Source organism: Leuconostoc sp. S50 (assembly GCF_016624925.1).
GTDB classification, from domain to species: Bacteria; Bacillota; Bacilli; order Lactobacillales; family Lactobacillaceae; genus Leuconostoc; species Leuconostoc pseudomesenteroides.
In genome coordinates, this window is sequence record NZ_JACVUE010000003.1 from 1 (window position 1) to 21,433 (window position 21,433).

Sequence of the window (21,433 nt, forward strand, 5' to 3'; positions counted from 1 at the left end):
TGTCGAATCACTGTTTGAAATAGAGTCACTCTTTGACGTTGATTCGCTGTTCGAAACGGATTCACTATTTGAAACAGACTCGCTATTTGACGTTGATTCACTGTCTGAAACAGACTCACTTTTTGACGTCGATACGCTTTTTGAAACAGACTCACTATTTGAGGTCGAATCACTGTTTGAAATTGACTCGCTATTTGATGTCGAATCACTGTTTGAAATAGAGTCACTCTTTGACGTTGATTCGCTGTTTGAAACCGAGTCGCTCTTTGACGTTGACTCGCTGTTCGAAATGGATTCACTCTTTGACGTTGATTCACTGTCTGAAACAGACTCACTATTTGACGTTGATTCGCTGTTCGAGATCGAGTCGCTCTTTGACGTTGATTCGCTGTTTGAAACAGAGTCGCTCTTTGACGTTGACTCGCTGTTCGAAATGGATTCACTCTTTGACGTTGATTCACTGTCTGAAACAGACTCACTATTTGATGTCGACTCACTATTTGAAACAGAGTCGCTCTTTGACGTCGATTCGCTGTTTGAGATTGACTCACTCTTTGACGTTGATTCGCTGTTCGAGATCGACTCGCTCTTTGACGTTGATTCGCTGTTCGAGATCGACTCGCTCTTTGACGTGGAATCACTGTTCGAGATCGACTCGCTCTTTGATGTTGACTCACTGTTTGAAACTAATTCGCTCTTTGACGTTGATTCGCTGTTTGAAACCGAGTCGCTCTTTGACGTTGATTCACTCTTCGAAATAGACTCGCTCTTTGATGTCGATGCGCTGTTTGAAACCGAGTCGCTATTTGACGTTGATTCGCTGTTCGAAACAGATTCACTGTTTGACGTCGATGCGCTGTTTGAAACAGACTCACTATTTGACGTCGATTCACTGTTTGAGAGGGACTCGCTCTTTGACGCTGAGTCACTATTCGAAATTGACTTACTATTTGACGTCGATTCACTGTCTGAAACAGACTCACTATTTGATGTCGATGCGCTGTTTGAAACAGACTCACTATTTGATGTTGAATCACTGTTTGAAATTGACTCACTCTTTGACGTTGATTCACTGTTCGAAATGGATTCACTGTTCGAAATGGATTCACTCTTTGACGTCGACTCACTCAAGCTTGCCACAGTTGACATTGACTCACTTTCGCTAATCGACGTTGACTTCTCAACCGACATTTGCAAATGAACCGTAATCGTTGGCGTGGCATCGACAGAAGTGCCATCGGTACCAGCTGACATAACATAGGTTCCAGAACCATTCTCGACACTCACAAGTTGATAATCAGCCGTATCATATTGCTGCTCACCATTTAAAGTATCGGACCCGTCAACGTCAAACAAAGATCCAACTTGCCCACTAATAGTAGCCGTTGAAATCACACTACCAGTCTCATCATCCACATAATTAACAGTAGCACTTGTTGTTTGTGGTGTTGCGGTAATAATCAAATAATGAGTATATGAACCGTCAGCTTCAGCAATCGCGCCACTAATGGTATAGGTTCCAGGCACACTTTTGTTGCCAAGTGTATCCCAATACATATCTGAGCCAAGAGTATAGCCAGCTGCAGTGAATCCCATATCAACAGCTTGTTCCGGATTATAATCATCTATAATAGGTTGGAGGCTTGCAGGATCAATGGTATCGCCAATATGCGCGTCTCCTTGAGTTAAGTCTGCCCCATCCATCGCCTCATAAACAATATAATACTTGTTCCCAGCGGCGTCAGTAAACTCCTTTAACGAAGAGCTAACCGTATCGGTATAATCACTCGCTTTAACAACAGTGATTAACTTCACAGCAACCTGTTGCGCTGCACCATATACTTCATTAATGGTCTGTGTTGAAGCCACAGTTTGATTCTCATCAAAGGTTAGTGTGATTGCGTTAGTACCGTCAATTGCATTACCTTGCGCATCTTCACCCGGTGTATGCAAATAGTATGTCTGCCCATTTGACGTGATCGTTGCTGGTACATCAATCGAGTTAACAGTATAAGTCGTGCCATCATCAGAAGCCACGCCATCTGCACCTTGCCAAACAACAGCGCCACTTTGCGTCGTAACACCAGTTACGCCGTCGGTAGCTAGAGTGGCTGTTCCAGTTACAGTGGTTGTTGTAGCCAGCTGTAGTGTATTGCCACTCGCATCTTCGTACGTCAATTGAATATTAAACGTATTCACCTTGCTTGACGTGGTAATTTTGTGCGGTACATCAATCGTCACTGGCTGATCAACCGTGCTATCATTGTCGAAGTTAACCGTTAAGACACCATTCGCATCAATCGTGCCACCAGTTACTACTGCTTGCGAAAAATCATATCCAGCAGGCATTACTTTTGATAAATCAAAAGTTGCTGTGGTGCCAGATCCACCATAGACAGTGCTATCTGATGTCAAAGTGACAGCTTGCCCAGTAGTTGCATCATTAACAGTGATAGTGGCTGTTTGAGCGACTAAATTAGCGTACGCTTGATTCAAATCTTGTTGTGACGCATTATCATTCGTCAAAACTTGTTGTGCAGCAGTCAATTGCGCCGCCATCACACTTGCAAGATTGCTATTGGCAGTCGTTGTGTTCACCAACGCCTGTAACTGTGTCTTATCAATTGCTTGATACGCAATTACAGTCGCTGACGTGCCAGTTACTGCGCCCGTATAGGTCGCCGAATAAGTTGTCGTCGCAAATTGCCCAGCCGCGACATCTGACACATCTGGCGTCCCAGTATCAAAACCAGCGGTAACTGTAACCGTTGGTGACACCGCAATATTTTGGAAAGCTACCAACGCTGAATTAATCCCATTCGCCAAATTAATCTCGGATTGCGTCACACCAGTCATCATTGTGTTGACCGCATTAGAAATATTAGTTGTCGATGTATTGACCAAATCAGTAATTATGGAAGTAAATAAGCCACCAATGGTACCAAGTTGCGTCTTGATTTGACTGGTAAACGTTGAAGATGTTAAATCCGTAGTGCCAAGATAGGCACTAGCCGCATTGTAGTTACTTGCAGCCGTGTCAGACATGCTTTGTTGAGCATCTGATAATTGTAATAAAATATTCTTGGCATACAACGAATTAGCATCAGTACCAGTAATGGCATTGGCAGCATTTAATAGTGTCTGAGCATAACCAGCTGAAAGTGCCGCAACCTTATTATTGACAGTGAGTGAAACAGCTTGTGAAATCAACTTCATCGCAGTAGCTGTCATACTTGCCTTAGTGCCATTATTATAGGCTGTATAAGTTGTTGCATACCACGCCGTCACAAAATCAGGTATTGTAGTATTAACATAAGTGTTAATCGCCGTATTAATTGCTGTTAGGTCGCTAGTTAAATTGGCAACGGCAACATCAATGTTGTCATGAATCAATTGATTTGGATCAACTGAAACGTTGGTTGATAGGGTACCATCACCATTATCAATAATTGGATTCAAATAAGTTGCTGAAGATAATTTATCTGACGTTAAAATACCATTCAATGTGGTAATATCATTCTGCAATTGTGTCAGCAAACTATTATTGTCGCCCAAAGTTAGTGCTGGAATAATACCCGCAATTTTACCAGATGAGTTACCAGCCATCATTGCTGTAGCGGCAGTCCCCGTACTATCAGCTGCTAAAGAAGAAGCAAATGCTGCAACGGTGTTCCACATCGCCTTTTCAGTTGCGTCACTAGTTGCCGCAGCTGTAGCAGCTGCAGTAGTTGCATAAGAACTAAAATAGGTTTTTGAAAATCCAAAAGTTCCGCCAACAGTTTCTGTTGCCGCAAATTTCAAATTAGCATCCGTATTGACTGCGGCAATACCATTGGTTAGTGTTGAGCTCATCGACGCAGCAGCAGCAGCAGCCGTGGCAGCGGCACTAGAAGTTGCTGTGGCATTCGCATTATAATTAACATTCACCAAAACCATATCCGCGTTCAGCAAGGCTGCGTATGAATCTGCAAGCGATGTTGCTTGAGACGTCACTTCAGCAGCAGCACTTTGGTTAGCAGCAATTTGTGCTGAAGTAGGTGCAGCTGCTAGGGCTGCTTGTGCTGCGGAATTAGCTGATGACGCAGCTATCAAAGGCGTCGTATCATTAATAATAGCTTGCGAAACTGTACCCTTACTTGTGTAAGTTGCCAATGAAGTTAACGTACTATAAGATGTCCCAAAAACGGCAGCAAACTCCGATTGTCCTCTCGTCAAGTTCACATAGTCAAAAGCTGATGAAGCAGCCGAATTATAAGCGCTTAATGCAGCCTGATAATCACCAGCTTTAGCAGCAGATAATGCTTGCTGCATTAATGGCAGTGTATTTTGCGTTTGGGCAGATTGTACATTAGCCACAGCCGTTGTGAGAATGTTAATGAGATCTACGCCTTGATTGGCTGAAAGACTATTTAACAAATTTTGCGCGCTTGAAGCTGCACTTTGTGCGTTTTGCAAGGCAGCTGCTTGTGATGTTGCAGCTGAGCTATAAGAATTTGCAGCAGCTGCTGCAGAACTGGCAGCTGCACTTGACGCTTTTTCAATTGTTGCCAATGCGTCTGATGTCACAGTAGCAGTCGAACCACCAGCCGTGGTTACTGTGCTGCCACTTTGTGTGGGTGATACCAATGAAGAAGTGGCATTACTTGGCGTAGCGATAGTTACCGCCACACTACCGTTATTGTATGTTGAAGCTGCACTGCTTGATGTAGCACTTGCACTCGTCGTCACATCAACAGCATTAGACGTTGCATCAGCATTTTTATCTACTGAAATGGCATTTTGGTCATTCACGTCCGCACTAACTGTGTTATCTGTGGCAACTGAATCAAGCGTTGGGTAGGCACTGCTCCCCAAAGAACCAGTGGCGTAAGAATCACTGGCTGAATTAGCTGATACTTGTGCATTGGCTGAAGACACTGCTTCACTGGTTGTATTAGAAAGTGTGTTGTCAGCGGCACTTGCTGGATTAGCTGCTGCTGAAGCCGCCATTGCGGTACTACCAGTCGTTGTGTCCGCACTAACTTTATCAGTGTCATCAATGAGAGCCATCCCCGTCAAAACCATCAACGTTGACAATCCAGCTGTAATCCATTGCCGACCAGACTTATACATTTTATAACGTTTTACTTCATTAGTTTGTCGACTGCTGCGACTATCATATTTTGCGCTCATAATCAACTTCCTTTTCGTTTAGTCAATTTTCTACTCTAAATATATCACTACTAATACCATTAATGATATTTTATGCCTATATATAAACACATATTTTACATATTATTCATATATTATACATACTTACAAAAAGAAAGTATATTTTCAGACTTAACTATGTCTTTTTAATGAATTTTGAGCACAAAAAAACGTTAAATGGTACCACACCAGCTAACGTTTGCAAAAAATATTTATTTTTTTGGTTGTGACAGGTCGACGTCTTTTAACTTAATCACTTTTGTTTTGTGAGAAATTTTGTACCAAATATATAGAATGGCAAATAATGGTACCGACAAGTATGTAACTGCAATCTTTTCCCAATTCAAATTAGTAAAGCTTTCTGGATCTTGACCAATAATGACCCCAATTGAGATAACCAGAGCAAACAGTGGTCCAAATGGGAACCACTTTGCCCGATACTTCAAATCTGACAGGCTTTTACCTTGCGCGACATACGCGCGGCGGAAGCGATAATGCGAAATTGCAATTCCAACCCAAGCAATAAAGCCAGTCAATCCAGAGGCATTAACGAGCCAAGTATAGGCAACCGAGCCACCTTTAGTATTAGAAATAAACGCTAATAGACCGATTGCCGTCGTCAATACCAGCGCTGCCACGGGCACGCCACGTTTTGACACTTTGCCGAAAATCTTAGGGGCTTCACCCTTACGCGCCATAGCAAACAACATACGTGAGGATGCATAAGATCCCGAATTAGCCGATGACACAATCGATGTCAAAATAACAGCATTCATTAAACTAGCAGCAAAAGCAATCCCCGCATTTTTGAAGACAATTGTAAATGGTGATACAGCAATATTTTCAGTTGATGAACTTAACAAACGTGGATCTTGGTAGTAAACCAAAGCTGAAATCACAAAAATGGCTAAAATATAAAACAATAAGATTCGCCAAAATACCTGATTGATAGCCTTAGGCACTGATTTATCAGGGTCTTGTGCCTCACCAGCCGTAATACCAATTAATTCAGTGCCTTGGAAAGAAAATCCTGCCACGACAAAGACTGACAAAATCGCTTGTGGTCCCCCAACAAAGCCATGATTGCCAACTGATAAGTTTTTCATGACATTGACGTCAGAATGAATAACACCAAAGATGGTTGCCACACCGACCACCAAAAAGACGATGATTGTAATCACTTTAATCATTGACAACCAAAACTCAGCTTCACCAAAAGCGCCAACGGAGAACAAATTAATCAAAAAGATGAATGCCAAAGCAACGGCTGAAAAAATCCAACCCGGTGTATTTGGCCACCAAAACTTGGCAACTAATCCAACAGCCACAATATCAACCGCCAGCGTGATCGCCCAATTAAACCAATAATTCCAACCCATCGCAAATCCTAATGCGGGATCAACATATTTACCTGCATAATCGGAAAATGAACCAGAGGTTGGTGCATAAGTCGCCATTTCTCCCAAACTGGTCATCAAAAAATAAACCATCACGCCAATCGCTAAATAAGCAACAATCGCGCCCATTGGACCAGCCTGTGCCACTGTAGCACCCGAAGCGACAAACAACCCTGTACCAATTGATCCGCCTAATGCAATCATCGACACATGACGTGTTTTCAGATTTCGTTTGACTTGCCCACTATCTTCAGACATAAAAATTCTCCTATTCCCAACAAAAAACCTCTTCCTGCTCACACAGAAAGAGGTTTAAAAAGTCATTTTCGTAATCACTTTTCAAAGCGCACCGTATTACTACGACAGTCTAGTAACTCTTAATTACCAGCCCAAATATCATATTGCCAGATGATATTTTCGGCAATCGCCCCTTTAACATAACATCAGTGTCTTGGCAGACTCAGTTATGCGACTCATGTTGATTGCAACCTCTTTGATATATTAGTAAAAGCATATCACAATCAAACCCGACCGTCAATTTTTAGAACATGTTGCCACTGGCGAGCACGTTTGCGGTAAATTTGTGCGCTTAATTGCCACCAAAAGTAGCCAAATAGCAAAGCGCCAATGCCGCTTGATAATAGCATATTATTGGCTTGCATCAGTGAAATCATCATGAAAAGCCAAAATGCACCAATCAACGTACTCATGATTATTTGCAGTCGCCTTGACTTCAGTAAACGCGGTAAAATCAACGCCACCACCAAGAACAAGACTTGCAACCACCATACCAACAATAAATTTGGCATCATGTCACGTAACTGTAGCCCACTATCCCAAGAGATACCAACTACAATGGCAACAATCAAACACACTAACATCCCCATTATTTGTGAAATAATGAACCACCACATTGCAATTTTGTATTGCGCCAGATAAAGAACACCAGCCATCAAAGCGATAAATGGCAAGACTAACCAATAATGCGCAAATAGATGGCCTATTGTTATCAAAGCTTGCAGAGAATGTGGCAACATATTTTGAACCACTAGCGTAGCCGCATCATCTCCAAAAGCTACCAAAACAGCATTAAACCTGACTGCAAGGCAAAAGACAATAAAAACGACACCAAAAATAATAATCAATAATTTTCGTAATTTATCAGGTTGAATTAACACAAATACACTTCCGTTCACTCGTCATGCCGAAGTAAACGCTCTCCCAATTTATTAAAATTCTACAAACACGTTTGCTTATCGTACACAATAATTGTAGCATTGTGTAGAATATAATTATTGAAAAAACAGTGAAGTGGTAGGAATTTAATCTTGGCTTTAACTTTATCCATTATCATTATGCTATTGGTTGGTGTTTTTGCCGGAACCCTTGGGGCGCTTTTGGGCCTAGGAGGTGGCATGATTGTCACACCAATCCTAGTGATTGGTTTTAATATTCCTATTCACTACGCAATCGGTGCCAGTATTGTCGCTGTGATTGCGACTTCATCTGGTGCTTCAATCGCATATTTAAAAGACGACATGCTCAATCTGCGTGTTGCTATGTTACTCGAAATTTTTACGACAATTGGTGCGCTAATCGGTGCAATATGTGCAGGTTTTTTTGCCCCAATTTGGTTAAATTTCCTTTTTGGCGTGCTGCTGGTTTATCAATCCTATCGCATGTGGCGTAAGTTACACACCCACAATCAAGCCGAATTAGTTGCTCATAGCGACCCTCTCGCCAACAAATTACAGCTCAACGCTACCTACTATGACAAAGCACTGAATCAAAACATTGATTATCGTGTAGAGAATATTCCCGGTGGTGCAGTGGTCATGTTGTGGGCTGGACTCGCGTCTGGTTTATTAGGCATAGGATCTGGTATGTTCAAAGTATTTGCCATGGATGGTGTCATGAAAATGCCACTCAAGCCTGCCAGCGCAACCTCTAATTTAATGATGGGCGTCACGGCTGCAGCCAGCGCTCTTGTTTATTTTTTTAATGGCACAATTCGAGCTGACATCGCAGTACCAATTGCTTTAGGTATCGTGTTAGGTGCAACAATTGGCGCACGTATTATGCCACATGTTCCAGCAAAACGACTCCGACAACTATTTATCCCAGTTGTCGGCATTGCTGGCTTACAACTACTACTAAAAGCATTTAATATCACGTTGTATTGAGGCACTCACATATGTCCACTAATCAAACAGAAAAAGATTTAGAACGCCAAATTGGCATTGTTTTACGAATTGGCGTCATAATAGCGGTTGTTGTCATGATTCTTGGCTTTGCCTGCTATCTTATCAATAGCGCTAAAACAGGCTATTTTCACAATCGATATCCTCGTCAACTAGCACAGATTGTAAGTGGTTCTCTTCATTTTCAAGCCGGTGCTATCATGATGTTAGGATTATTTTTACTCATTCTAACACCCGTTTTAAGAATTATCGCCTCCATTTACGCCTTCACCAAAGTTAAAGATTGGCGATATGTTTGCATTACCGTCGCAGTTTTCATTATTTTACTCGTTGCCATGTTCATTGGCCAACACTAATCGGAGATCATCATGGCAGAAAATCAAACAAAGTCTCGTACGGATCGTTTTAAGAAACCAACCCACAAATTGCGAAATACGATTTTAGCAATCATTGCTGTATTAGCAATCACGGCCGGCGGCTTCGCATGGTACGCAATTAATAATGCTAAATCAACCATTGATAAGGTTTATAAGAGCACAGGCACTAAAAAGGCCCGTAACGTCTCAAGCGTTGTTTCTAGTGGTAAACCATTATCTATTCTATTATTTGGAACTGATACAGGCGAACTGGGTCGTACCTACAAAGGCCGTACGGATTCCATGATGTTATTGCTCATTAATCCCAAAACAGAAAAAACGACAATGATTTCCATCCCTCGTGACGCAATGGTTGCTATCCCTGGTTATGAAGATACTTTCCCACAAAAAATGAATGCCGCTTATGCTTATGGTTCAACCTCAACAGCCATCAAAACTGTTGAAGCTTATCTCAATATTCCAGTTGATTTCTACGCGTTAGTGAATATGGCTGGTTTGGAAAAAATGGTCACCCAAGTTGGTGGTATTTCAGTCAAATCGCCACTTGATTTCACTTATAGCCAAGACACCGCTCACGATTACGGTCCTAATTTATACCGTTTCCATAAAGGTAGTACCGGTTATGAACATTCTGATGACAATGGCGTCACATGGTCTGAAACAAAGCATGTCATGACCGGCGATGCCGCACTAGCATTCTCTCGGATGCGCTATGACGATCCTGAAGGCGATTATGGTCGTCAAAAGCGTCAACGTCTCGTCCTTGAAGGTTTGATTAAAAAATCTGCCAATGTTTCGAGCCTCTTGAATAATTCATTTATGACAACGCTCAGTAAAAACGTCCTCACCGATTTGACATTTGGTGACATGACAACAATTGCAAGTAAGTATATCAAAGCTAAAAATAACATTGTGAGTGAACATATTCAAGGTGAGGGAACAAGCTATCCAGACTCTTCTGGTAATGCCATTTCCTATGAAGTTGTGACGCAGCAAGAAAAGCAACGCGTGACTAACCTAGCTCGTAAAGCGCTAGGGTTAAAGGCAGCAACCACAGGTCCTGCCTATGGCGGTGAAGTGCCAAGTACACTTCAGGCCGTGGCTGCCTCTCTCAGACCAGCAGATGATGAATCCTCAAGTAGCTCTGATTCTTCTTCTGACACGTCAACAGAAAGTTCGTCAGATCAATAATTTTATCATTTTAAAACCCCCGAAAAGTGATTTTCGGGGGTTTCTTTTTGACTGAAAAACTTACTTTTTAATTTGTCGTTTTGATAAGATCAAATAAACAGGCAATCCAATCGCGACAACGGCAATCGATATTACAACACCAGAAAAATCATGCAAAATTTCGGAAATTTCCACGTAAAGTGAACCTGCAATTGCTAGTATTGGGATAAACGGATATAACGGTGTTGAAAACGCCCTATTGACGCCAGTCGGATCTTTGTGTCGCAAAATGAAAACGCCGACAAATGCCAAAATATAGAACAAGAAAGTCGTGAACATAGCAATGTCAGTGAGTCGATCAGGATTAGTTAACAATAACATTAAGTCACCAAGAACAATCATAAACCAAATCGCAGCATTGGGTGTCTTGGTCCGCATGTTAATCTTAGAAAACGTTTTTGCAAACGGGAATAAGCCATCTCGCGCCATTGCAAACAAGACACGTGGAAATGAAACAATTTTACCATTTAATGTCCCTAATAATGAAATTAAAACCGCCACACTCATCAAACGACCACCAACGACACCAAAGGCACTGGTTGCCATATGAATTGTTGTATTTTGACCAAGCGCAACGATTTTCGCTGCATCTAAACTTCTATATGTCCCATAACTGACACCCACGTAAGAAATAATAACAATAATAAGCCCAAATACGATTGCCTTTGGCAGAACTTTTTGTGGATTTTTAATTTCACCACTAATATTTGCCAAAGTTACCCAGCCGTCGTAAGCAAATAGCGTTGCTAAAATAGCAACCCCAAATCCCCCACTGTTAGTGTGTGCTACCGCAGTGACTGTCTGTCCTAATGCTTCATGTTGTCCAAAAAACATACCAAAAATGATCAACGCAACAATCGGCAACATTTTAAGTGTCGTCGTCAATATCTGAAAGCCAGCACTGAAACGATTAGGAATTGAGTTGATTATGCCAACAAACGCCAATGCAATAATCGCTGAGGGTATCGCCCACATTTTGGGTAATTGAAACAAGTCAACAAATAGTATCCCAAAATAAGCAGAAATTGATCCCATCATAGCCGGACCATAAAATATGACTTGCATCCATCCAGCTAAATAGCCCCAAACTTTGCCATAAATTTTTTCAATATAAATGTATAAGCCACCAGTTTTAGCCATTTGGGAGCCAATTTCAGCAACACTCATACCAGAAGCAAGTGTCAAAATACCGCCAGCTGCCCATGCAATTAATGCAGATGTCGTACTACCTGCCGACGCTAATACACTACCTTGTTTAAAAAAAATCCCTGAACCAATGATTGTGCCAACCACTAACGCCAGTGAGGCAGTCAGGCCGAATCCGCGGTTGAGTTGTGCTTTATTGTCCATATCATCCCCTGATTTTTTATCTATCTTGCCATTATATACTATTTTGTTTTATCATATTTTAACAATTTGTGTCTTTTTTGTGTCCATAAGCATATTTTGGCACTAAAAAAGCAACCTTTTCAGATTGCAGTGATTTTTTTAGTCGAAATAATCAATACCCATTGCATGGCGTACGTCTTTCATTGTTGACTCTGCTACTTCATTAGCATGATCAGAGCCAGCCTTTAACATAGCCATCACAGCTGGAATATCTTGGGCAAACGTTTCACGTCGTTGACGAATGGGTGCCATTTCAGCTTCCATCACTTCAATCAAGTGCTTTTTGATTTTCATGTCACCAAGACCACCAGCAGTATATTGCTCTTTTAGTGCCTGTACACGTTGCTTGTCGGGATCAAAAATATCCAAATAAGTAAAGACGACATTGCCTTCAACATGACCGGGGTCATCAATATTGATATGCAATGGGTCAGTGTACATCGACTTGACTTTTTTAGCTAATGTATCTGCATCATCACTAATATAAATACCGTTGTTCAGTGATTTTGACATTTTAGCATTACCATCAATACCCGGAAGACGTCCTTGCCCTTTTGGCGGAAAGACACCGACAGGCTCAACCAATACTTCTGATTGATAAGCATTGTTGAATGAACGAACTAGCTCGCGCGTCTGTTCAATCATGGGTTCTTGATCGTCACCAACTGGCACTTTTGTAGCTCTAAAAATTGTAATATCAGCCGCTTGAGACACCGGGTAAGTCAAAAATCCCGCTGGAATGCCCTCTCCAAAACCTTTTTGTTGAATTTCTGATTTAACAGTCGGGTTGCGTTGCAGACGTGCCACACTGACCAAATTCATAAAATATTCAGTTAATTCTGGCAATCCAGTAATTTGAGATTGTACAAAAATCGTTGATTTAGCAGGATCAATACCAACTGCCAAATAATCCAATGCGACTTCTGTTAGTGAACGACGAATTTTTTCAGGATTACGAGCGTTGTCTGTAAAAGCTTGTGTGTCAGCAATCATAATAAATGGATCGAATTCACCGGATTCTTGCATTACCACACGATTTTTTAGTGAACCAATATAATGTCCAATATGTAATTTGCCAGTTGGTCGATCACCTGTTAAATAAATTTCTTTTACCATGTTTAACCTCGATTTAATTGATTAGCTTATTTCATTATACTTGAAAACGTACACGCCGTGACAAGAAATATCGTTTCAGTTTGACATTAGGTTTGAAAACTTATACACTATCACTATTAAGAAAAAGAGGTACGGGAACTTGTTGAACAAATTTTAAGATGTAGTGACAACAAACAGGCAACTGTTTTGGTGCGCTTTTCTTGAGATTGGTCTGCAATTTTCGTCAACACGTTAAATGCCCCAGTCTCGCAGTTTGATTGGAGGCATTTTTTGATGCAAGAAACACCCCGAAAGGTATTTTTAGTTGGCTTGACAACGTGTCAGGCAAATTTAACTTATGAATTAGAAGAATTAGGTAACCTAGCAAAAGCAAACAGCTTAGACCCAGTTGAGACTTTTACCCAAAAACTGGAACGCCCTAATCCAGCAACTTATTTTGGTAAAGGCAAAGTCGAGGAAATTAGCGCGGCAGTAGCCACTTATGACGTCGACATGATCGTTGCTAACGACGAGTTGACGCCTTCGCAAATCCGTAATTTGGAAAAAGCGACCAACGCGACTGTGGTTGACCGCACTGGTTTGATTTTAGATATTTTTGCGCAACGTGCACAAACAAAAGTAGCCCAATTACAAGTTCAATTGGCGCGTTTGCAATATCAGTTACCAAGATTACGTACAAGTATGTCAATCACGCTGGATCAGCAAACTGGTGCTGGTGGTGGTGGCTTTACGTCTCGAGGCGCTGGAGAAACAAAACTTGAACAATCTCGTCGTCGTATTACAGCTCAAATGGTTCATATTCGTCAAGAATTAGCAGACCTTGAGAAAGGCGAGACAACACGATCAGCACAACGCCAAAATAATGATCTGCCAAACGTAGCCTTGGTCGGCTACACTAACGCCGGTAAATCAACACTAATGAACCGGATGTTAGCGCGTTTTGGTATTGGTGCTAGTAACGATGATAGCAAACAAGTTTTTGAAAAAGATATGCTTTTTGCCACTTTGAACACAACCGTGCGCCAATTGACATTACCAGATAAAAAACAATTTTTGCTCAGTGATACCGTTGGCTTTGTCTCTAAGCTACCTCACAGCTTAGTCGCTGCTTTTAAATCGACTTTGCAAGAAGCAGCCAGTGCGGATCTACTGTTACACGTCGTCGATGTCTCTGACCCTCACTATCAAGACATGATGACAACCACTAACAAAACATTACAAGAAATTGGTGTTAGCGGTCGTCCAACTATCACAGTTTATAATAAAGCTGACCGTACCGAGCTCGTCTTTCCAGAAGTAACTGGTGAAAATGCCATCACCATTTCTGCATTAGATATTGCTTCCCAAGATGCATTAATTGACCTTATCAAACAACATGTGTTCAAAGATGTCGCAGTCGTTAACTTGCACATCCCTTTTGACAAAGGTAACGTTCAGGCTCAGCTCGCCGCAAAACACACATTTTTACAAGAAGATTATGATGATACTGGCACTCTGATAACCGTTGAACTGTCAACTAATGAACGCGAGACTTTCAAAGATTATATCATTTAAAAAAAGGGCAGCAACCCAATTGTGGTTTGCTGCCCTTTTAATATTTCTCGCTCATCGGGATGACGAGATTTGAACTCACGACCCCCACGTCCCGAACGTGGTGCTCTACCAAGCTGAGCTACATCCCGTTGATACGAGAATAATTTTAACGCAATCAATGCGCCAATTCAAATTTTAATACACTAACGTTTCACCTTTTCTTGGTAGATAGACATTCAAACCTACTTTGCGCAAGGCTTCTGCTTCTTTTTCTGGCTTGAACGAATGCCAAGTAACAGTCTTTTGAGCATTGACATGTTGTGCTAATGACACCAAATCTTCTGGCTTGGCGTGACCACTTGCACCCAAGCGTTGGAGCTCGACATGATTGGCATCTAAGTATGCCTGTAATTCGGCAAAGCGAGGATCATACTCGCCTAAAGGTTCACCATTCATGTGTAGATATACAAATTGACCATCAAATTGATCTAAATCATGTAATTGATTAAAGTGATTTTGAACAACGTAATGATTGGGTTCTGCCACAACGGCTTCCCAATCAATTTCTTTAACATCCGCAACACCCATGGCCCGCATGATTGTTGCAAATTGCTTATCCCAAAGGATTTCACGACCATGAAGCCGTGCTGTATTTTGCAAAGCCTCTAAGCGATCAATGTTACGTTCATAGGGATTAATGACAACCAATTGATGATGTTCATCTAAAATTTGTCCAAAATCTTGTTGCACTGACATCTCAGTATGGCGCACATGTTCCGTTTCGTCATCGGCATCGAAACTAAATTCCGTACCTTCTAACAAAAATAAATCAATGTGTGCTTCACGTAAGATATCTGCCCAATGATTGACACGTTCGGGGTGAGGACCATCAAGTCGCACATCCCCACTATGAACAAACGTGTGTACACCGTCACGGACACGAATTGCAGCAGCGCCACGTGCATCATGGTCAGTTTCGAAAAATGTAACTTCAAAATCACCAAACATCATTGGCGTCTCAAATGGGATCACTTTAATAGTCGCATTAGGCGCAGATTCTGTCCCTAATTCAGTCAAGACCTGATATAAATCAGCCGAAGCTTGACTCATGTAAACATCGGTTGGCTTGGTTAAATACTTCAACGCGCCCATATGATCCAGATGTAAATGAGAAACAAAGATTGTTGTCGCCATATCACTGTCAACATCAGTGAATAAATCAGGTAGTGCTGGTAATGTTCCGTCTGCTAATAAATCGCCAGTCGGCGTTTCAGCCGGGGCAAAATTAACGCCAAAGTCCATTACAAGTCGGGTGTTTCCCTGTGTGAACGAGACCACATTGCCACCAATTGTATTCAGCCCATTTAAAAATTGTACTTGCGTACTCATTATTTATTCTCTTTCAAAGTCTTCTTTGTTTGGTCAGATAATGTTTTCAAAGCGTCTGCAGCAGGTGTTTTCTTCGTCAACATTGAATCAACAGCATTCAGCAAGTTCGTACGGTAATCTTGGTAACCCAAGAATGCAGTGTCTGAGAAGGCACCTGGCAATGAGTCTGACGCTGCTTTAGCTAATGGGTTCTTCTTTAGGTATGCTTTATAAGCAGATGACTTCGTTGCTTTCTTAGTAATTGGCAAGTAACCTGTTGCTTCTGCCCACTTTTCAGTTTGCTTATCAGACATCAAATATTTCATGAATGCCCAAGCGCCTGCTTGTTGCTTCTTAGTGGCTGTTGCCGTAACTACTAAGCTATTACCAGCCAAAACAGTCGCTGATTTGCCTTTGTGAGATGGTAATGGTGCAGTACCCCAATCAAAGTCTTTAGCTGCAGCTGCCTGCGTTGCTGTAATTCCTGCAGATGATGAGAAAGTCAAAGCTGTCTTACCATTGACAAAGTTTGTTGTGCCGTAGATATCAGAACCAGCCGTTTTAGCAGTGCCATCAGCGACCATATCAGTAATCAACTTAGCAGCAGTCACAGCCTTCTTTGAGTCAACATTAACCTTGCCTTTGCTGGTTATCAACGATACACCAGCTGAACGGACCATTGAATCCCATTCCATGTCAAATGACTTATCGAATCCTACTGTTGTAATGCCATCTTTCTTCAAAACGTCAGACATTTTTGCAATATCATCCCACGTTTTTGGCACTGATAAATTGTATTTTTTCAGAAGCGTTTTATTATAGAACATTTCTCGTACAGAGGCTGAGAAAGGTGTTGAGTAGAATTCGCCCTTATACTTAGATTGTTGCAAGAAACCAGAATAAATATTGTTTAATTGCTTCTTTGACAAGCCATTCTTACCATCAACCTGTGATTGAAGTGACGTTACAATACCGTCTTTGACGTAATCAGGTACTTGTGTGTAAGTTGCTTGCGCCATAACTGGCAAAGTCTTTGACTTAGCGCCAGCCATGATTTTTTGGTTCAAAGTCGTATAGTCTCCCTGCGCAGTTGCGACAACCTTATACTTACTTTGTGATTTGTTGAAGGCGTCAATACGCTTTTGCAAAGCGTCTTTGTATGGGCCAGCCATGGCGTGCCAAAATGTGACTTTAACTGGTTTAGTTGCTGCACTCACTGTCTCTGTGTGCACAGCCGACAAACCCGCAAAAGATGAACTTGCCATAATCGTGATAGCAGCCAAAGCTGCAACTTTCTTCCCAGTACTCATGTGTACATGTTTCCTTTCGTGTTCCCAAAAAAATTTAGCTGCTTTTTATAAGCAGTAAAGAGATACCATGTCTCATCACATCTCTTTACCGCCTACAAAACGTGGACAGTAGCTTAACCCTTAATGCCGCCACCAGAAATACCAGCAACAACATATTTATTCAAGAATAAGTACAAGATAACCATAGGTAGAATCACAAACGTAGATGCCGCCATCAATTCCGGATAATTGACACCCGAATCTGAACTGAACGCTTGTAACCCAACAGGTAAAGTACGCATCTTGTCTGTATTTGTGACAATTAATGGCCACATAAATGAGTTCCATGAGCCAATAATTTGTAACAAGCCAATTGCCGTAATGGACGACTTGGCATTTGGTACCAAAATTTGCCACAGAAACTTCCAATCAGAAGCCCCGTCAAGCTTTGCGGCGTAGTAAAGCTGGTCTGGTACACTAGCAAAAGACTGGCGCAAAGTGAATACCGCAAAGAAACTAGCTAACCATGGAATAATCAAAGCGCCATAAGTATTCACCAGATGCATTTGTGATAGTGTCACAAAGTTTGGGATAATCAACATTTCACCCGGTACCATCATTGTTGCTAACAAAATAGTGAAAAGCGTTTTCTTACCAAAAAAATTCATTTTAGCAAACGCAAACGCTGCCATGATGGCTGTGATAATCTGTCCTATCGTAGTCACAAATGATACAACCACTGAATTCAGAAGATACGTTGCAAAAGGTGCTGCTTTCCATGCTGAAATCCAATTAGTGATTTGCAGCTTTTTTGGCAACCAAGTTGGTGGTGTTTGCAATGCTTCAAAACCAGTTTTAAATGATGTTGACACCATCCAGAAGAATGGCAATAACATTGTCAGTGCACCAACCACTAACAGTAAGTAAACGATTGTTTTTGATATTGTCTTTCTCATCGTCAACTCCTCTTAGTAATGAACATGTTTTTTGCTAAACCATGTCTGCAATAATGTCACAATTAAAATCATAAAGAATAATACGACACCTGCGGCCGCAGCGATACCGTATTTGTTTTGCTCATAAAACATACGATATAAGTAAAATACAACTGTCATTGCAGCATTTCCAGGTCCTGCCTGTCCGCCAAACAATGAGAATATTTCATCAAAGACTTTAAACGATCCAATCACAGCATTAACGGCAATCAAAAACGTCATCGGACTAATCATTGGCACTGTAACATGCAAAAAACGTTCCCAAGCGTTGGCACCATCTAAGGTCGCCGCGCTATACAGTCGTTTGTCAACATTATTGAGAGCAACCAAGAAGAGCATAATATTGAAGCCCAAGCTCTTCCAAATAGCCAAAATAATCAACGCTGGCAATGCCCATGTTGGATCATTCAACCAGTCAATTGGATGGATACCTACAAAGCTCAAAAAATAATTCAATAAGCCGGCATCTTTATTATAAATCCACTTCCAAACCATTGATATAGCAACAATACTGGTCACAAATGGTAGAAAATAGATGGTACGGAAGAACCCAGCCAATACTTTAATCTGGTTTAAAAGCACAGCCACGGTCAAAGAAATTATAATTTCTAATGGGACAACACCAACAACGAAAATTAAAGTGTTCGCCACAGCAGAATGAAATAATGGGTCTTCCCATAAATATTTAAAGTTATCAAAACCAAGCGCCATTACTTGGTTCGTGAAAAAGTTATATTGCGTATAAAAACTCATCGCCAAACTTGACACAATCGGGTATAAACTAAAAATCGCAACGATGATTAGCATCGGCAAGACATAAAGCCACCCTTTTAATGTCTGTTTCCAAGTAGGCTTTTGATTGTTCATCATGCGTGATCACCCCTAAGTGGCAACCGCTGACCACTTTGATCGAAAGCGTAAACGCCACTAAGTGCGGCAAAGAGTGTTGTTTCTTGTTCCAAAGGTGCTGCCGTTGTGACTTCTGTTGCAACTAGTTGATGTGATCCAACTGAAATCGCCGCTTGCCGATCACGTCCAAATGACAATACTTCATGGACAACCGCTTGCATTTTGATGGCAGGTGCTTTCACCTCATTTGTTAATGCTTCGGCACGAATACCAATTGTGGCAACGTCACCATCAAATAATTGTCTCACCTCGTCACCAAACTGGTCTGCTGGTACCATATTTAACGCAGGTTCTCCGATAAAGTTAGCGACAAATTGATTATTTGGATTTTCATATAGTGATTGTGGTGCATCATATTGTTGAATGCGACCATCGTTTAATAGCATAATTTTATCAGCAACATGCATTGCTTCACTCTGATCATGCGTAACAAAGACTGTTGTGACGCCTGTTTCCTTTTGAATACGTCGAATTTCTTCGCGCATTTCAACTCTGAGACGTGCATCAAGATTTGAGAGAGGCTCATCAAGTAACAAAATGTTAGGTGATTTTGCTAACGCGCGGGCAATGGCAACACGTTGTTGCTGACCCCCAGACAAATCACTTGGTTTTTTGTTAATTTGATCAGAGACACGAACCAGTTGTGCTAATTCTAAAGCACGCTGTTTACGTGTGGCTTTATCCACCTTAGCCATTTTCATTGGGAAAATAATGTTATCTAAAACGGTCATATGGGGGTACAAGGCATAGTTTTGGAAAACCATCCCAACACCACGTCCCAACGCATCTTGCTTTGTAACATCTTCGTCACCAAAGTATATATTGCCACTAGTTGCTGATAATAGACCCGAGATCAAATTCAGCGTGGTAGATTTACCACCACCTGAGGGTCCTAAGAGTGCAACGAGTTGTCCGTCGGTGATATCAAAATCCATGTCATGTAAGACTTCGATGCCGTTTGGGTAGGTCAAAGTCACGTGATTAAATTTAACTTCCACTGTGTTTCTCTCTTCTTTTTTGTTATAAAGTTAGTATAGATGAAATCATCTGTCCTGTGCAAATGATATGTGGATAAGGACAATTTTTGTCTATGCTTCAAATATAGCAGAGTTCTGTCATGATTATGTAAATATCAGATAAAGATTTCATCATCATTATAATATTAACTGAACATACACAATCTGTACTTAACTATGTCAAGTTTGATTACACGAAAAAAGCTTTGAATGAATAATCATTCAAAGCTTTCATAAATTATGCCGACCGCCGGGCTCAAACCGGCGACCCCCTCATTACTAGTGAGGTGCTCTATCAACTGAGCTAGGTCGGCAGATCAAAGTACTCAAGTATTATATCAAATAATACCAGATACCTCAATATAATAATATGGCGGCGACCATATTATACGGGTGACAGGAATCGAACCTGCACGGATTTCTCCACTGGAACCTAAATCCAGCGCGTCTGCCAGTTCCGCCACACCCGCATGTCTAACACAACCCTTTAATTTTACTGGAAAAATGATTGTACGTCAAGCATTTATTTACCTTTGATCGCAAATAGGCGTAACATGGAGTTAGCGAGGTGACACAACAAATGACAAAAAGAAACGTTACAACAATAATCGAAGCAAAACACAATATTGAATTATTATATTTATCACTACAATCTCAGCTTATTGTCCCAGGTATTCGTGATATAGCTGATGTTTTACTACAAGTTAACAAAAAAATAGACACTAGTAAAAACCCTGAAGCCTTAGTGAACAGAATGATTAATTATATTCGTATCACGGCTTCGTCTGAAAAACTTCATTTTTCAAAAACCGACGAAAAATTGATTATTGATTTAGGCGTGATTGGTCAACGATCCGGTCTGAATGGTCAATATATGGCTGATTTTTCTGATAAATCACAATTCTATAGTTATACCGACACAAATAGATAGATTGAAATTATCACCTTTAATCATTTATCAACAAAAAAGGTTCGATACAGAAAAATGTGTATCGAACCTTTTAATCACCCTATTTGAGTCGCAATTATTATGCTTTTTGTTTTAAGTCACGTTCTCTTACTAACAAATCAAGTAAAATCCCATTTTGCACCAACGCTTGCCACATCCCCGGCGTGTACTTTTCACCACGAATAATCGCTGATACAATCGCTCTGATCAAGCTATAATCCTGAGAAGTATTTGCTAGTTGTGCCACATCTTCTTCTGCCAAACCTTCATGAAATTGATGCTGACGTAACGTGCGATCAAAATTTCTATCATATTCATCAGACTTAAAATAACTCTGCGCTAACGTTAAAATATCGGCTGTATAAGACGGATATGTCGTCTCATGCCATGGAATAGCCTGCCCTTTTGCCTGCCGTAATATACTGATATTTTTATCAAAATCAAATGCTTGCATTGCGATACCTCTTTCCGTGG

The 21,433-nt window shown here is 41.1% G+C and carries 16 protein-coding genes, 3 tRNA genes and 1 riboswitch; of the genes, 5 read left to right on the top strand and 14 right to left on the bottom strand.

All coding sequences use genetic code 11. From position 1 onward, the window contains the following. From IAE53_RS03875 to IAE53_RS03885, 3 genes are all read right to left on the bottom strand, one after another. The coding region (locus IAE53_RS03875; protein ID WP_200554190.1) for a KxYKxGKxW signal peptide domain-containing protein at nt 1-5,172 on the bottom strand (5,172 nt) is incomplete at its 3' end. Nucleotides 5,173-5,402: 230 nt separating this feature from the next. Further along, nucleotides 5,403-6,845 carry an amino acid permease gene (locus tag IAE53_RS03880; protein WP_139967654.1) on the bottom strand — a complete coding sequence of 481 codons (1,443 nt, stop codon included), beginning with the start codon at nt 6,843-6,845 and terminating at the stop codon, nt 5,403-5,405. 76 nt (nt 6,846-6,921) lie between these two features. Further along, a riboswitch (Lysine riboswitch) is annotated at nt 6,922-7,089 on the bottom strand. Between the two features lie 19 nt (nt 7,090-7,108). Beyond that, complete coding sequence (locus IAE53_RS03885) at nt 7,109-7,783, bottom strand: phospholipid phosphatase (protein ID WP_370568019.1); 675 nt, start codon at nt 7,781-7,783, stop codon at nt 7,109-7,111. A 159-nt stretch (nt 7,784-7,942) separates the two neighbouring features. On the opposite strand from IAE53_RS03885, the gene IAE53_RS03890 reads away from it, so the two are divergent. The 3 genes from IAE53_RS03890 to IAE53_RS03900 are packed head-to-tail and all read left to right on the top strand — an operon-like array spanning nt 7,943 to nt 10,356. After that, on the top strand, nt 7,943-8,770 hold the full coding sequence (locus tag IAE53_RS03890) for a sulfite exporter TauE/SafE family protein (RefSeq protein ID WP_370568023.1): 828 nt from the start codon (nt 7,943-7,945) through the stop codon (nt 8,768-8,770). 11 nt (nt 8,771-8,781) lie between these two features. Next, entirely contained in the window at nt 8,782-9,144 is a 363-nt protein-coding gene (locus tag IAE53_RS03895; protein WP_148423415.1) for a DUF1634 domain-containing protein, read from the top strand. A gap of 12 nt (nt 9,145-9,156) precedes the next feature. Continuing rightward, entirely contained in the window at nt 9,157-10,356 is a 1,200-nt protein-coding gene (locus IAE53_RS03900) for an LCP family protein (protein WP_148423414.1), read from the top strand. A gap of 60 nt (nt 10,357-10,416) precedes the next feature. On the opposite strand, the gene IAE53_RS03905 is transcribed toward IAE53_RS03900, so the two are convergent. Together IAE53_RS03905 and trpS are read right to left on the bottom strand one after the other, a co-directional pair. Then, a complete protein-coding gene (locus IAE53_RS03905; protein WP_148423413.1) occupies nt 10,417-11,745 on the bottom strand; it encodes an APC family permease in 1,329 nt (442 codons plus the stop codon). A 138-nt stretch (nt 11,746-11,883) separates the two neighbouring features. Then, nucleotides 11,884-12,900, bottom strand: a complete 1,017-nt coding sequence (gene trpS, locus IAE53_RS03910; RefSeq protein WP_148423412.1) for a tryptophan--tRNA ligase — start codon at nt 12,898-12,900, stop codon at nt 11,884-11,886. A 273-nt stretch (nt 12,901-13,173) separates the two neighbouring features. On the opposite strand from trpS, the gene hflX reads away from it, so the two are divergent. Next, nucleotides 13,174-14,454: a GTPase HflX gene (hflX, locus tag IAE53_RS03915; protein ID WP_148423411.1), complete on the top strand. Its 1,281-nt coding sequence runs from the start codon at nt 13,174-13,176 to the stop codon at nt 14,452-14,454. 54 nt (nt 14,455-14,508) lie between these two features. Here the strand turns inward: hflX and IAE53_RS03920 are convergent. From IAE53_RS03920 to IAE53_RS03955, 8 genes are all read right to left on the bottom strand, one after another. Beyond that, nucleotides 14,509-14,582: transfer RNA gene (locus IAE53_RS03920), tRNA-Pro, on the bottom strand. Nucleotides 14,583-14,628: 46 nt separating this feature from the next. Further along, a complete protein-coding gene (locus tag IAE53_RS03925) occupies nt 14,629-15,822 on the bottom strand; it encodes an MBL fold metallo-hydrolase (RefSeq protein WP_148423410.1) in 1,194 nt (397 codons plus the stop codon). Then, nucleotides 15,822-17,111, bottom strand: coding sequence for an ABC transporter substrate-binding protein (locus IAE53_RS03930; RefSeq protein WP_148423409.1), 1,290 nt, complete (start codon nt 17,109-17,111; stop codon nt 15,822-15,824). Before IAE53_RS03930 ends, IAE53_RS03925 begins: the two co-directional genes overlap by 1 nt. A 113-nt stretch (nt 17,112-17,224) precedes the next feature. Beyond that, nucleotides 17,225-18,046, bottom strand: coding sequence for a carbohydrate ABC transporter permease (locus tag IAE53_RS03935; protein WP_010290812.1), 822 nt, complete (start codon nt 18,044-18,046; stop codon nt 17,225-17,227). 12 nt (nt 18,047-18,058) lie between these two features. Further along, nucleotides 18,059-18,952 carry a carbohydrate ABC transporter permease gene (locus IAE53_RS03940; RefSeq protein ID WP_148423709.1) on the bottom strand — a complete coding sequence of 298 codons (894 nt, stop codon included), beginning with the start codon at nt 18,950-18,952 and terminating at the stop codon, nt 18,059-18,061. Beyond that, nucleotides 18,952-19,992 (bottom strand): ABC transporter ATP-binding protein, encoded by a 1,041-nt coding sequence (locus IAE53_RS03945; RefSeq protein ID WP_148423407.1) that lies wholly within the window; start codon nt 19,990-19,992, stop codon nt 18,952-18,954. The genes IAE53_RS03940 and IAE53_RS03945 overlap by 1 nt, the downstream gene beginning before the upstream one ends. 259 nt (nt 19,993-20,251) lie before the next feature. After that, nucleotides 20,252-20,324 (bottom strand) — tRNA-Thr (locus tag IAE53_RS03950). Nucleotides 20,325-20,398: 74 nt separating this feature from the next. Continuing rightward, a tRNA-Leu gene (locus tag IAE53_RS03955) sits at nt 20,399-20,480 on the bottom strand. A gap of 110 nt (nt 20,481-20,590) precedes the next feature. On the opposite strand from IAE53_RS03955, the gene IAE53_RS03960 reads away from it, so the two are divergent. Continuing rightward, on the top strand, nt 20,591-20,941 hold the full coding sequence (locus IAE53_RS03960; RefSeq protein WP_148423406.1) for a bacteriocin immunity protein: 351 nt from the start codon (nt 20,591-20,593) through the stop codon (nt 20,939-20,941). A gap of 97 nt (nt 20,942-21,038) precedes the next feature. Here IAE53_RS03960 and IAE53_RS03965 read toward each other — a convergent pair whose 3' ends face one another. Continuing rightward, nucleotides 21,039-21,413, bottom strand: coding sequence for a DUF6508 domain-containing protein (locus IAE53_RS03965; protein WP_010290801.1), 375 nt, complete (start codon nt 21,411-21,413; stop codon nt 21,039-21,041). Between the last annotated feature and the right edge of the window lie 20 nt (nt 21,414-21,433).

What these genes read in the sequence shown, in the direction of transcription:
- IAE53_RS03880 (WP_139967654.1), bottom strand. Translation starts at nt 6,845, where the DNA reads ATGTCTGAAGATAGTGGGCAAGTCAAACGAAATCTGAAAACACGTCAT.
- IAE53_RS03890 (WP_370568023.1), top strand. Translation starts at nt 7,943, where the DNA reads ATGCTATTGGTTGGTGTTTTTGCCGGAACCCTTGGGGCGCTTTTGGGC.
- IAE53_RS03895 (WP_148423415.1), top strand. Translation starts at nt 8,782, where the DNA reads ATGTCCACTAATCAAACAGAAAAAGATTTAGAACGCCAAATTGGCATT.
- IAE53_RS03900 (WP_148423414.1), top strand. Translation starts at nt 9,157, where the DNA reads ATGGCAGAAAATCAAACAAAGTCTCGTACGGATCGTTTTAAGAAACCA.
- IAE53_RS03905 (WP_148423413.1), bottom strand. Translation starts at nt 11,745, where the DNA reads ATGGACAATAAAGCACAACTCAACCGCGGATTCGGCCTGACTGCCTCA.
- trpS (WP_148423412.1), bottom strand. Translation starts at nt 12,900, where the DNA reads ATGGTAAAAGAAATTTATTTAACAGGTGATCGACCAACTGGCAAATTA.
- hflX (WP_148423411.1), top strand. Translation starts at nt 13,174, where the DNA reads ATGCAAGAAACACCCCGAAAGGTATTTTTAGTTGGCTTGACAACGTGT.
- IAE53_RS03925 (WP_148423410.1), bottom strand. Translation starts at nt 15,822, where the DNA reads ATGAGTACGCAAGTACAATTTTTAAATGGGCTGAATACAATTGGTGGC.
- IAE53_RS03930 (WP_148423409.1), bottom strand. Translation starts at nt 17,111, where the DNA reads ATGAGTACTGGGAAGAAAGTTGCAGCTTTGGCTGCTATCACGATTATG.
- IAE53_RS03935 (WP_010290812.1), bottom strand. Translation starts at nt 18,046, where the DNA reads ATGAGAAAGACAATATCAAAAACAATCGTTTACTTACTGTTAGTGGTT.
- IAE53_RS03940 (WP_148423709.1), bottom strand. Translation starts at nt 18,952, where the DNA reads ATGAACAATCAAAAGCCTACTTGGAAACAGACATTAAAAGGGTGGCTT.
- IAE53_RS03960 (WP_148423406.1), top strand. Translation starts at nt 20,591, where the DNA reads ATGACAAAAAGAAACGTTACAACAATAATCGAAGCAAAACACAATATT.
- IAE53_RS03965 (WP_010290801.1), bottom strand. Translation starts at nt 21,413, where the DNA reads ATGCAAGCATTTGATTTTGATAAAAATATCAGTATATTACGGCAGGCA.